Origin of the sequence: Balneola sp., assembly GCA_002694685.1 — a bacterium.
Lineage (GTDB): Bacteria > Bacteroidota > Rhodothermia > Balneolales > Balneolaceae > Gracilimonas.
Genome location: NZMW01000004.1, coordinates 361,038 through 374,863, shown reverse-complemented (window position 1 = coordinate 374,863; position 13,826 = coordinate 361,038). Strand labels below are relative to the sequence as shown.

Below are 13,826 nucleotides of genomic sequence, written 5' to 3'. Positions count from 1 at the left end.
GGAATACAACCAAAACATGAGTAAATACCAATACGTACCGGAACCCGCTCTTGTAAAAGGCGACCATGACTTTTCAAGCCTGACAAGACTGATTACCGATATTAATTTACGCCCTACTCCAAAAGCATGGTACTTATGCATGATTGCGGCCAATGGCTTGCTTTTCGTGATGGTAGCTGCAATTGGTTATTTGATCTGGGAAGGAACTGGAATCTGGGGACTTAACAACCCTGTTGGCTGGGGTTGGGCCATCATTAACTTTGTATGGTGGGTTGGTATTGGCCACGCCGGAACCCTGATTTCTGCGATTCTATTCCTGTTCCGACAAGATTGGCGTACCGCCATTAACCGCTTTGCGGAGGCGATGACTATTTTTGCCGTAATGTGTGCCGGTGTATTTCCGGCTATTCACGTTGGTCGTATCTGGGTTATTTACTGGGTATTCCCCGTTCCTAACTCCATGCAGATGTGGCCTAACTTCAACTCTCCCCTTTTATGGGACGTGTTTGCGGTATCAACCTACTTTACAGTATCACTACTCTTCTGGTATGTAGGTCTTGTGCCTGATCTTGCTACAATTCGAGATCGTGCAACAGACAAAATTAGAAAAGTTGTTTACGGAATATTTTCTCTGGGATGGACTGGTTCTAACCGCCACTGGTGGAATTATGAAAAAGCATATATGATCTTAGCCGGTCTTGCGACTCCTTTAGTACTTTCTGTACACACCATTGTATCCTTTGACTTTGCCGTCTCCATGATTCCGGGCTGGCATACAACCATTTTCCCTCCTTACTTCGTTGCCGGTGCTATTTTCTCCGGTTTTGCGATGGTACTTACCTTGATGATTGTTGCTCGCAAGATTTACGGCATGGAAGACATCATGACCAACGATCACATGGAGAAGATGAACATTGTTATTCTCGTAACAGGTTCTATGGTAGGATTTGCCTACATGATGGAATTCTTTATCGCCTGGTACAGTGGCGTTGAATATGAAAAAGCTATTTTTATTCTGAGAGCAACAGGTCCTTATGCATGGGCATATTGGGCAATGATGACTTGTAATGTGTTGTCTCCTCAGTTCTTTTGGTCTAAGAAATTACGAACCAGTGTCGGATTCACCTTCTTTATCTCTATTGTGGTGAATATCGGTATGTGGTTTGAGCGATTTGTTATTACAGTTACTTCACTTGCGAATGATTACCTGCCTTCAAGTTGGGATTATTACTCTCCAACCATCTGGGATGTGTTGACTTACGTTGGAACCTTTGGTCTGTTTTTCACCATGTTCCTTCTGTTCTTACGCTTCCTGCCAATGGTTGCCATTGCAGAAATCAAAGCGGTGATTCCTTTAGCTGACCCTCATAACTATGATGAAGAGACTAAAGAATTCAACCCGCCAAAAGTAGAAGTACCAGAACCTCAAGCTGAGAAGGTTTAACGAATATGAGTACACAAACAGAAAATAAGGACATGTACGGCATCATCGCCGAGTTCAGAAATCCTAAAGAACTAACTGATGTGGCTAAAACCATTTCAAAATCAGGCTTTAGTAAATTTGACACCTTTAGCCCCTTCCCGATTCATGGAATGGATAAAGCTATGAATCTAAAGAAATCAAAACTTGGCTGGATTGTACTTGGTCATGCTTTTCTTGGTTTTGCAGGCGCTATTGCTATGATGTATTACATGTCAGTAATTGATTATCCTTTGAATATTAGCGGGAAACCATTCTTTAATGCTCCTGCCTGGGTACCGATTATCTTTGAATTGACAGTGTTGCTTTCAGCATTTGGTACTGTATTTGGAATGTTTTTTCTAAATGGACTGCCAAGATTTAACAATCCTCTTTTTAACGTAGAACGCTTTAAGAAAGCTACCGATGACGGGTTTTTTGCCTGTATCGAAGCTGATGACGATATGTTTGAGTCTGACAAAGTGAAAAAGCTTTTTGAAGAAGCCGGAGCTACTCACATCGAGGAAGTTTATGAATAAAAAGAATACCCACATATCATTTCCAGGAATGAATTTTAAAGGAATGTTTAAAATTGCGGGCCTTTTTGCGCTCGGAATTTCTCTTTCAGCTTGCCAGGGGCAGCTTTCTGAAAAGCCCCCTATCCATCCAAATATGAACATGGATCAGCAACCTAGAAAAGAAGCTCAAGAAGAAAATAACTTCTTTGCTGACGGTCGCTCTATGCGTCAACCGGTAGAAGGTACTGTTGCTCGAGGGCTTGCAAAGTTAGATGTAGCTTATTATGAAGGTGTAGATGAAAACGGCGACTATATTGATTACATCCCCGTAGATATCACCAAATCATTCCTCTATCGTGGAAAAGAGCGTTACGAAATTTACTGTACACCGTGTCACGGACAAACAGGAGCTGGTAATGGTATTATTATGACCGGTGGTTATGGATATGTTCCTGCCCCTTCCTATCACGACCAGCGTTTAGTTGATGCTCCAGACGGTGAACTCTATTCAGCTATTTATAATGGAGTGCGAACTATGACATCCTACTCAACACAAGTTCCCGTTGAAGATCGCTGGGCTATCGTAGCATATATCCGTGCACTGCAGGAAAGCCAGAATGTTAACGAACAAGAAATGCAGGATTATCCTGTTGATATAGCAGCACTGCAAGCAGAGTTTACTGCTGAAAGAGAACGCCAAGATTCAGTTGCTGCTGCAAGGGCACCTAGTGATGCTCCCGAACCAACAGTCGATCTTGGAAAAGAAGTGATTACAGCCAATGGTTGTGCAGCTTGCCACAATGAAGACGGTGCTGCTGGTGGAATTGGTCCAACTTGGGCCGGTCTATTCGGAAGTGAAGGTCAAGTAGTTACGGCTGACGGTGAAACGATTACTGTAACTAAAGATGAAGACTACATCCGGCAATCAATTGTTGAACCGGAAGCGGCAAAACCTGTTGACTATCAGCAAGGCGTGATGGCTTCTTACAGCTATCTTGCTGATCACGAAATCGAGTCGATCGTACTTTATATCAAAAATTTATCTGACAACTAAGAACTTTGCTTAATACATCCAAAAAATGAGTCATAAGCCTACAATAACAGATTCTTTACAATTTCCGGCCGACAGCAAAGTTCCTCGTGCACTTTTTGGTGTTGGGGCTGTTGGATTGATAGCCAGTATCATTGGTTATTTCTTAGATGCCGATCAGTTTTTCTTCTCGTACTTAGTAAGTTTTGTGTTCTTTAGTGGAATAGCACTTGCCGCACTTCTGATGGTAATGTTACACCATATTACGAAGTCCTCTTGGGGTGTCTTGTTTCGCCGTATTTCAGAAACATTTATTTCAAATATCTGGATATGGGCAATCTTTGCGATCCCGGTAATACTTGGAATTCATAACCTGTACCACTGGAGCCACGAAGATGCCGTAATGGCTGATAAAATCCTGAAAGGGAAGTCAGCCTATTTAAATACCCCTTTCTTTATCGCACGACAGTTTATCTACTTTGCCATTTGGGGATACCTTGGATACAAACTCCACAAAGTCTCTGTCGAAATGGATAAAACTAATGACTGGGGTTTAACTGCACTTCTTAGAAAAGTAAGTGCACCTGGTATTCCTTTGTTTGCTCTTTCAGTAGCATTTGCCAGTTTTGACTGGTTGATGTCTCTTGACCCCCACTGGTTCTCTACAATGTTTGGAGTGTATTTCTTTGCAATCAGTTTCCAGACTTTCTGGCCTGTTATGATCTTGTTGGTCTTTTACATGCAACGCAAAGGCATTTTAAAGAATACGATACGACAGGTACACATCTATGATTTAGGTGCCTGGTTCTTCGCTTTTACTGTTTTCTACGCTTACATCGCCTTTAGCCAATTCCTATTGATTTACTACGCTAACCTTCCGGAAGAAACACTTTGGTACTTCCATCGATTAGAAGGCAGCTGGAAATATATTGCCTACAGTTTATTGATCTTCCGTTTTGCAATTCCATTTTTGGTACTTCTGAATCGCGAAGCGAAGAAAAACCGCACAATTCTTACCATTATATCTATCCTGGTTCTCGTAATTCACTTTGCTGAGATATACTGGATTGCAATGCCTGTATTGTTTAAGCATGGAATCCACTTTAGCTGGATGGATATCACCGCTTTCTTAGGTTTGGGAGGCATCTTCTTTGGCTTGTTCTTTAACACCTTCAAAAAACACGATATGGTTCCGAAGAACGATCCAAAACTTGACGACTGTCTTTCTAAATCATATCACCAATAATCGAATTTACCGATGTCAGAAAAGTATAGTTCAGAATTTAAAGCGAAAGTAGCACTCGAAGCAGTGTCTCAGGGTCGCTCTGTGATTGAGAAAATTGCCAAGAAACATGATGTTTCTGAAGAAGAAATCATTTCTTGGGCAGCACAACTTCAAGACGAAGCTTCTCAAATCTTTACTACAGAAGCTGCCGGTGATTCCGATCACGACTTAGTTGAACATGTAGATATTACTACTGAGGATGAAGAATTTGCCTATGCAGTTGGACATGGGGTGATGAGTGATACTCTCAACTATAAAAAACTCATATTTTGGTCCACACTTGGGACTTCTCTTGTAGTTATTTTCGTTATAGGTTTGGTTTACTTCTCACAATACAGCCTGTTTGAAACTCAAAAACAAGTTTCGACTAATAGCACGTATTCAGAGATTAAAGAATTAAAAGCTCAGCAAGATCAAGAATTGAATAGCTTTGGTGTTGTTGATTTAGAGGAAGGTATTTACAGAATTCCTATTGACAGTGCTATTAGCAAAATAGCACAAGACTAATAATCATCATGAGACGCTTTACACTGTTAGCAATTAGTTTGCTTGCAGTGTTTCTGACTTCACTATCTGCATTTGCGCAGGTAAATCGTGAAACACCGGATGCGCTGCAAGATTTAGGCATCAATGAACATCTGGGAGATTTCATCCCTTTGGATGCTAAGTTTGCCAAATCAAATGGCGACAGCGTTGTTCTTGGTGACTTATTGGAAGAAGGAAAACCCGTTTTATTAAATCCACTCTATTACGATTGCCCAATGTTGTGTGGCCTTGTTCTTGATGGAGTGATTAATGTTGTTGATGAACTGATTTGGAAGCCCGGCAAAGAATTTATTGTCATCTCCATCAGTATTGACCCTAAGGAGGATGCGGCATTAGCGGCAAAATCAAAGGAAAATTACTTGGGTCAGATGGATTCAACGGCCAAAGCCGGCTGGCACTTTTTGACTGGCAACAAAGACCAAATTGATAAGGTCGTTGATGCGGTTGGTTTTGAGTATAAAGAAATTGAAGAGACCGGAGAATATGCGCACAGTGCTGCAATTACACTCCTGAGTCCAAAAGGGAAAATAACCCGTTATCTGTACGGTATTTCCTATGATGAATTTAATGTACGCAGTGCCTTGTATGAATCTGCGGATGGAAAAATTGGTAACACCGTCGATAAACTCGTTATGTTCTGTTATCAATATGATCCCGATTCCGGTAGTTATACGCCGGTAGCAATTAATATTATGAAGCTTGGTGGCTTGGCTACACTGATTATTCTCGGTATATTCCTCGGCGTGCTTTGGCTTCGCGAAAAACGCAAATAACCAACCTCAAAACTGAATTTTACTAATGGGCAGTTTATTCGATTTTATGCTTCCGGAGCTTAAATCTCCGATGACGGGAGCAAGTACCGATGCGCTGATGGCTTTCATACACATCGTAAGTTTTATTATACTAGCCGGCGTTACCATTGCGATGATTTATTTCGCAATTAAGTACAAACGCAAATCAGAAGACGACGAAACACCGCTTATCACCCACAATAATACGCTGGAAATTACTTGGTCGGTCATTCCATTGCTTTTAGTATTTGTTGTATTTGGATGGGGATATAAAGGCTGGTTAAACCTTAAAACAGTCCCTGATAACGCATACGAAATTCAGGTTTCTGCATACAAATGGGGTTGGACCTTCAAATATGAAACAGGCGCCCAAGTTGGTAATGAAGTCCATGTACCAGCAGGCCGTCCCGTTAAATTGGTGATGCAATCACAGGATGTCCTCCACTCTTTCTTTGTTCCGGATTACCGTATTAAGCACGATGTGCTTCCAAACCGATATACTTATGTTTGGTTCCAGGCTGAAGAACCTGGCGAATCACAAGTTTTCTGTACCGAATATTGTGGTACATCCCACTCCGATATGTTAGCTAAAGTAGTTGTGCATACCGAAGAAGGATTCCAAACCTGGCTTGCTGAACAAGGAACAGGTTCAGGTGGAACTCCTGTTGAGCGTGGCGAACAGTTATCAACCCTTCAGGGATGTGTTACCTGCCACTCTGTAGATGGTTCGGAAAAAATCGGCCCATCTTGGGCAGGTCTTTATGGTGCTGAACGTCAAATGGAAGATGGAACTTCCGTAACAGCCGATGATAATTACATCCGTGAATCCATTCTTGACCCTGCTGCAAAAATTGTTGAAGGTTACCAAAATCAAATGGTTAGTTATGAGGGACGTCTCAGTGATGACGACATCTCCGATATTATTGAATACATTAAAACGTTAGAAGAATAACATGGCAACAGCTGAAGTATCTAATACAAAAACACTAAAAGTTAAGCGGTTTAAGCCTTCTGAAGACCCTAAGAATACCTACCTGACCGATGAGAAAGGTCTTTGGGCTTGGATGACGACTGTAGATCATAAGAAAATCGGACTCATGTACTTGGGTTCTGTTGCTCTATTTTTCTTAATTGGTGGTGTTTTAGCATTATTATTAAGAACGGAACTCCTAACTCCTGCTAAAACTTTTATCGAAGCTGATACTTACAATCAGTTTTTCACTTTACACGGCGCCATTATGGTGTTTTTCGTGCTTGTGCCTTCTATACCTGCAGCCTTAGGTAACTTTGTGTTACCGATGCAGGTTGGAGCAAAAGACGTTGCATTCCCGAGGTTGAACCTCGCCAGTTTATATATTTACTGGATTGGAGCCATCTTCACCTTCATCGCACTCGCTAATAATGGGCTTGATACCGGATGGACTTTTTACACTCCTTACAGTACCACTTCAACCTCGAGTGTAATATGGGTTACCATGGGGGTCTTCATACTTGGATTTTCCTCCATTTTAACCGGAACTAACTTTATCTCGACGATTCATAAAATGCGAGCTCCCGGTATTACCTGGGGTAAACTTCCGTTGAATATCTGGGCTTTGTATGCAACCAGTATCATTCAGATTCTTGCAACTCCGGTATTAGCTATTACTGTGCTTTTACTTACTATGGAGCGTACACTCGGAATTGGTATTTTTGATCCTGCTTTAGGCGGTGATCCTGTTCTCTTCCAGCATTTCTTCTGGTTCTACTCCCACCCAGCAGTGTACATTATGATTGTACCTGGGTTTGGTATTATTTCTGAAGTTATTACCACTTTCTCAAAGAAACACATTTTTGGATACTGGGCGATTGCTCTTTCCTCACTGGCTATTGCGTTCATCGGTTTCCTCGTATGGGGGCACCACATGTTTACATCCGGTCAGTCTGCTGTAGCAACAACTGTATTCTCATTCCTGACTTTCCTTGTAGGTATCCCGACAGGTATTAAAATCCTAAACTGGGTAGCCACGCTATATAAGGGCTCCATTGAGATGAAGACTCCGATGATTTATGTATTCATCTTCTTATTTCTATTCTCTATTGGTGGATTTACAGGAATTATGTTGGGTGCTCTCTCTGCAGACATTCACCTGCACGATACCTATTACGTTGTAGCTCACTTTCACTATGTGATGATGGGTGGAACACTGATTGCACTGCTCGCTGGATTACATTACTGGTGGCCAAAAATGACCGGTAAAATGTATAACGAGTTTCAGGCTAAGATTGGAGCTGCTTTAATTTTCATCGGCTTCAACATGACCTTCCTCCCTCAGTTTATTATGGGTTCACAGGGAATGCCAAGAAGATATTATAACTACATCGATCAGTTTACAGTATTTCACCAAACTTCTACCATAGGATCTTATATCCTTGGCGTTGGGTTCTTATTGATCGCCTACTATCTATTCGTCTCTTTGTTTAGAGGAGAAAAAGCCGGTGCTAACCCTTGGGGTAGTCGTGGACTTGAATGGCAGGCAACATCACCGCCCGACTTCCACAACTTTGATCATACACCGGTTGTAATCAACGGACCTTATGACTATCACAAGCCAATGGAAGAATTCCAGCTTGGTCTCGCTGATTCTCATAACGGGCATGATCCAAGCCACGAAGCAGTTTCAGCTGCAAAAGCGGTAGAATCCAACTAAAAAATGTTAACACAAAAAACACAACTCGGGAAGTAAATGGCGAATCATTCGACTTCACACCCCACGCATGTACAGCATCACTTTGTTGACTCCGATCAGCAATTTGATACTGCGAAAATGGGTATGTGGGTGTTCTTGGTAAACGAAATCCTTTTCTTTGGCGGATTATTCTGTGCTTACATTATATACAGAGCATGGTATCCGGAACTCTTCACCGAAGCAGCACTCGAGCTCAATACCTTTTGGGGTGCGGTCAATACCGTTGTCCTTATTGGTAGTAGTTTAACGGTTGCAATGGCTATCCGGTCTGCCCAGAAAGACCAAATTGAAGGGCTCAAGAAAAACCTTTTAATCACTATTGGACTCGCAGTTGTCTTTATGGTAATTAAAGGATTTGAGTACGCACACAAGTTTGAACTTGGTATTTTCCCAGGTGAATATTACACCTATGAGGGATTAGAGCACGCTCAGGCCGCTGTATTCTTTAGTATTTATTACATGCTTACAGGCGTTCACGCATTGCACGTAATTATTGGAATCGGTCTTATTTACTGGATTTACAGACGCGCCAGTAAAGGAGAATTCAGTAGTGAATACTACACTCCTGTTGAGATTACCGGGCTGTACTGGCACTTGGTTGACCTTATCTGGATCTTCCTGTTCCCACTTCTCTATCTTATTGAATGACCCATTTACTCTAAACGATTTTAACTATGAGCGAACATAATCACGAACATCATGTTTCTTCTGCAGGCCAGCTTTGGGCCGTAGGTACTGCATTATTAATTTTGACTATCATTACGGTAGTCCTTGCTAAATTTGTAGCTATACCACCTCCATTTGATGTAGTAACAGCAATGGCTGTTGCATTGGTTAAAGCATTTTTGGTAGCCGCATTTTTCATGAACCTTTATTGGGATGTAAAATTCAATGCCATGTTACTAATCATGGCAGCTACTTTTTTCATCTTGATGGTAGCTGTTACACTGCTAGATACTATGTATAGAAATGATGTAGTACCCTCCTTCTAAATCTTTAGAAGAAGCAATATTTTTAAGCCCGGTTCATTTTATGAATCGGGTTTTTTTATTGGCTGAATTATGCTTGTAAATAATTATAGCCTATTCTGAATCCTCTTCTCTGATTGTTATATTCGAATAACTAAAAAAGACAGTACATGAGCTTATCAAAAACTACTTTAGGTCCATTTGAACTCTATACCATAGAAACGGGAGACTTTCGCCTTGATGGAGGTGCCATGTTTGGAGTGGTTCCTAAAACCCTCTGGTCAAGAGGCCTTGCTGCGGATGATAACAACCGAATCCCAATGACCATGCGATGCCTCCTAATTAAATCAAATAATACCGGTAAGGTTTACTTGGTTGATAATGGAGCCGGCACCAAGTTTAGTGATAAGATGGAAGGCATCTATCAATTGAAGTATAAAGACAAGAATCTTGAAAATTCACTGAAATATCATGGGTTTTCTATTGAAGATATTTCAGATATCATTTTCACCCATCTTCACTTCGATCACTGTGGGGGCAGCAGTTTCTATAATGAATTTGAAGAACTTGAGCTCACTTTCCCTGATGCCAATTATCACGTTGTAGACAAACATTGGGATAATGCGAATAATCCCAATGCCCGGGAGAAAGCCAGTTTTCTCCCTGAAAATATTCAACCGATCAAAGATTCCGGTAAGCTGAACCTGGTAGCCGAGAATCACGAGTATGAAAAAGGACTCTCTGCCCTTAGTGTAAATGGACATACAATTGGGCAACAGCTTCCGGTAATTAAAGCTGATGGGAAAACACTCGTTTTTGTTGCCGATCTTTTACCTACCCACGTTCATGTTCCACTTCCTTGGGTAATGGGGTATGATATGTATCCTGTGCAAACGCTGGACGAAAAAGAAGCGTTTTTAAAGCAGGCATCAAAGAATGAATGGTATCTGTATTTGGAACATGATGCTCATGAAGAAGTTATCCGTGTCCAACATGAAGAAGGAAGATTTTCTGTTGCAGAAACTTTGAGCCTAAATGATCTTTAATTGAAATAAAGAGCAATGATTTCAGTTTTTATTGCACCTTTATGCCTTATAAAATTCTATGAAAAATTCTGATCAACAACACTCTTCGGTATCTGTTGAGAAACAGCTAAAAGCTGCTTATAAAAGTCTGCTTGTAAAGAAGAACATCAGTTCTTTTCTGAGGTCTGCTTTCATTCTTCTCATTGGAGTAACGGCTTTCGTCATACTTGAGCATGTATTCTACTTGTCGATAGCTACCAAATCTGTTTTGCTCCTCCTTCTGATATCAGCATCCGGGTTCTCACTTTGGAAAGACTATGCTAAGATTGATCCCACCGGTTTTAAAAAATTCTATAGAACCTTTAGCCGTGAGAGTAATCTACCCGAACTAAAAGACACTTTAGACTTAGAGAAATCAACACAGGGTAATCGGGCTTTAGTTGACGCTGCTATTATCCAGAATCTTAGCAAAATTGAGCCAAAACGGCTTGAAGATATCCTTAATAATTATATCAGAGAATCTGCCTATTACAAGTATTACACGCTATTTATAGGCTTATCTATAGCCTCTCTTATTGTGTTTTGTTTTACAGCTATCAACTTCAATGCAGCAACACAGCGCTCTTTTTCATTTTGGGAAAGTTTTGAGAAACCAAATCCTTACCAATATGTCATCAATCCTGGAAATATCACCATTGAACAGGGAAGTCCATTTCAGGTTGATATAGAATTTCAGGGCGACTTAGTTCCCGATAACGTAAGCCTTCAGATTAAAACTTCTGTTGAAGAAAATTTCAGAACGCGTGCCATGGAGTTATCGGGGCTTAGCTTTAGTTCTATACCACTAGACCTGAATAATGATTTACAGTATTACGTGCAGATGGACGGATACAAAAGCGAAGTATTTAAAGCAGATGTGCAACTTCGCCCAAGGTTCAGTGAGTTACAGGCCACCATCATTCCGCCTTCCTATACAGAATTAGATTCGACAACCGTCACCTACCCAATTTCACAAATAAGACCTTATGAAGGCTCAACTTTAAAACTATCAGGCAGACTCAATAAGTCCGTCTCTTTCCTTCAACTTTACACTACTAATGAGCTGTTGGATCTATATGTGCAGAACGACAGCACTTTCAAGTATCAGATTCCGGTTAAAGAACCCGATACACTTGGTTTTCATATAGAAGATCAAAACGGACTTACCAGTCAAAATCCATTTCAAATAGTAGTAGCCCCCCAATTTGATCAATATCCTTTAGTGGAAATTATTGAGCCCGAACAATCCATTCAGGAAGTAAATCCTACTGAAATTGAAATCCTGTTTCGTGCTACAGATGACTTTGGGCTTACTGCTGCATCACTCAACTATGAATTGCGAAGAGCTTATGTAGAAGAACCATTAACCGGATCTATAGCATTAGACAGACCGCAAGAGTCGGTATTACAACCTTTCGTTTGGGGATTGGAGTCCTTTGGACTAAAACCTCAGGATGAACTCACCTTCTGGATTACCGTTAGTGATAACGATGGATACAATGGCTTTAAGTCTGCAAATTCTCAAAAACTGGTTCTCACCGTACCTTCTCTGGTAGATTATTTTGAAGACATCGACAAGAAAGAGGAGGATGTTGAAACTGACCTTGATGAAATCTCGGAAGCTTTTGAACAAACTCAAAAACAATATGAGCAGTTCAAAGAACGAATGAAGGACAATCCTGAAAACGCTGGCTATGAAGAGAGAAGAGAGTTAGAGCAGGTTCAAAAACAGCAGGAAGAAGTCCAGAAGAAAATTGATGAACTCAATAAGAAGTTTAGTGAGCTGAAGGAAGAGCTAAGCAAAGACAATATGCTCTCTGAAGAAACTCAAAAAGCTTATGAAGAACTTCAAAAGTTGATGGAGGAAATTGATGACCCTGAGTACCTGAAGGCTATGGAGAAGTTGAAAGAACAGCTCAGCCAAATGAATCCGGAACAGATGAGTGAAGCTATTGAAAACCTGGAGTTCAATGAAAAGCTGTACAAAGAGCGCCTTGAAAGAACCATTGAACTATTCAAAGAGCTGAAGTTGAATTCTGACTTAGACAAGCTGGCAAAGTCTTTCGAAGATATGGCTCGAAAAGAGCAAGAGCGACAAGAAACAGATGGAGAACCCCAAACATCCAAAGAACAACAAGCACTTGAACAAACGCTCAAAGAAAATGAACAGCTTAAAAGCCAGGTCGATTCTTTGTCTCAGAATACTTCAGATAAAAATAAACAAACTGTAAGTGAGTATCAGGAGCAAACAAAACAGGAGCTTGAAAAAATTAGCGAACAACTTGAGAAGGAAATAGGCGAGAAAAATTCTGGTGATAATTCAGGCGAAAAGCAGGAAGGTCAACAGGGACAAAAGCAAGATCAGAATCAACAGCAACAACGTCAGCAGCAGTATCAGCAAATGGCTGAGAAAACCCGAAGCATGATGCAAAGCATGGGGCAACAACAGCAGCAGATTAATATCGCTGGACTTCAATACATTTTATATTCATTATTAAATCTTTCCCTGGAACAAGAAGATCTGACCACTCTTGCCTCTGCAACAGAAAATAGAAGTCAGGCTTATGTAAGCTATGCACGAAATCAGCGTAATGTGGAAGGTATTTTTAAGGCTGTCTCTGATTCTCTTTACCAACTTTCTGCTCAAATTCCTCAGTTTTCTAATCAAATCAATGAGAAGAAATTAGAGGTTGAAAAGAGGTTGCAGCGTTCATTAGAACAGATGTCAGAACGAAATAGAAGTCAGTCATCCGTTGCATCCCGGCAGGCTTTGGGTGGAATCAACGATATTGCCTTTATGATTGCTTCTTTGCTTGAGCAGTTGCAGAACTCCCAAAATAGCAGCGGGGGCGGTGCAGGAAGTATGAGCATGCAGCAGATGATGGAACAGCTTAGTCAGTCCGGTGAGCAGCAGCAGAAGCTCAATCAGATGATGCAGGACATGATCAACGACATGCAGGGAGAACGACTCTCTCAGGACCAAATGGAGCGTTTGAATCAAATCGCCAAACAACAAAATCAGATTCGCAAACAACTGCAGCAGCTCCAGCAACAAGGCGAAATGGACGGAGATCAGATTGGCAGTGAATTGCAGCGCATGATTGAAGACATGGAAGATACCATCAACGATCTCCGAGGAGGTTCTACAGACCCCATTATGATTGAGCGCCAGCAAAATATTTTATCACGAATGCTACAAGCTGAACAGGCTATGCAAGAGCGGGATGAAGAAGACAAGCGAGAAGGAAACATTGCCGAGAATTACGATCAGAACCGACCTCCGGAACTGACCCTTGAGGAGCTTGAGAAACAGATTCGGAATCGTCTCAACGATCCCAACTTCACCAAATATTCTCCTGACTATCAGCGCCTAATTGAAAACTACTTTGAGTTATTGAAAGAGCTTAGAGAACGTCAAAGTGTTCTCTGAAAAATA

12 protein-coding genes are annotated in these 13,826 nt (G+C 41.1%); all 12 read left to right on the top strand.

Translation table 11 applies throughout. The features are described 5' to 3' along the window. Positions 1-16 precede the first annotated feature (16 nt). The 12 genes from CL667_07170 to CL667_07115 all read left to right on the top strand — a co-directional run bounded on the left by CL667_07170 (position 17) and on the right by CL667_07115 (position 13,820). Positions 17-1,444 carry a hydrogenase gene (locus tag CL667_07170; protein ID MAL17475.1) on the top strand — a complete coding sequence of 476 codons (1,428 nt, stop codon included), beginning with the start codon at positions 17-19 and terminating at the stop codon, positions 1,442-1,444. Between the two features lie 5 nt (positions 1,445-1,449). Continuing rightward, positions 1,450-1,998 (top strand): hypothetical protein, encoded by a 549-nt coding sequence (locus tag CL667_07165; protein MAL17474.1) that lies wholly within the window; start codon positions 1,450-1,452, stop codon positions 1,996-1,998. Further along, entirely contained in the window at positions 1,991-3,031 is a 1,041-nt protein-coding gene (locus CL667_07160; protein MAL17473.1) for a hypothetical protein, read from the top strand. Before CL667_07165 ends, CL667_07160 begins: the two co-directional genes overlap by 8 nt. 25 nt (positions 3,032-3,056) lie before the next feature. After that, positions 3,057-4,253, top strand: a complete 1,197-nt coding sequence (locus tag CL667_07155; GenBank protein MAL17472.1) for a hypothetical protein — start codon at positions 3,057-3,059, stop codon at positions 4,251-4,253. A gap of 12 nt (positions 4,254-4,265) precedes the next feature. Then, positions 4,266-4,799, top strand: a complete 534-nt coding sequence (locus tag CL667_07150; GenBank protein MAL17471.1) for a hypothetical protein — start codon at positions 4,266-4,268, stop codon at positions 4,797-4,799. 8 nt (positions 4,800-4,807) lie between these two features. After that, the gene (locus CL667_07145) at positions 4,808-5,611 is read left to right on the top strand and encodes an SCO family protein (protein ID MAL17470.1); all 804 of its coding nucleotides are present in this window, start codon (positions 4,808-4,810) and stop codon (positions 5,609-5,611) included. A gap of 25 nt (positions 5,612-5,636) precedes the next feature. Beyond that, positions 5,637-6,581: a cytochrome c oxidase subunit II gene (coxB, locus tag CL667_07140; protein MAL17469.1), complete on the top strand. Its 945-nt coding sequence runs from the start codon at positions 5,637-5,639 to the stop codon at positions 6,579-6,581. 1 nt (position 6,582) lies between these two features. Continuing rightward, positions 6,583-8,319, top strand: coding sequence for a cytochrome c oxidase subunit I (ctaD, locus tag CL667_07135; protein ID MAL17468.1), 1,737 nt, complete (start codon positions 6,583-6,585; stop codon positions 8,317-8,319). 36 nt (positions 8,320-8,355) lie between these two features. Next, entirely contained in the window at positions 8,356-9,006 is a 651-nt protein-coding gene (locus CL667_07130; protein MAL17467.1) for a cytochrome C oxidase subunit III, read from the top strand. 26 nt (positions 9,007-9,032) lie between these two features. Then, a complete protein-coding gene (locus CL667_07125) occupies positions 9,033-9,350 on the top strand; it encodes a hypothetical protein (protein ID MAL17466.1) in 318 nt (105 codons plus the stop codon). Between the two features lie 146 nt (positions 9,351-9,496). Further along, the gene (locus CL667_07120) at positions 9,497-10,372 is read left to right on the top strand and encodes an MBL fold metallo-hydrolase (protein MAL17465.1); all 876 of its coding nucleotides are present in this window, start codon (positions 9,497-9,499) and stop codon (positions 10,370-10,372) included. 58 nt (positions 10,373-10,430) lie between these two features. Continuing rightward, positions 10,431-13,820, top strand: coding sequence for a hypothetical protein (locus CL667_07115; protein MAL17464.1), 3,390 nt, complete (start codon positions 10,431-10,433; stop codon positions 13,818-13,820). The last annotated feature ends 6 nt before the right edge of the window (positions 13,821-13,826 follow it).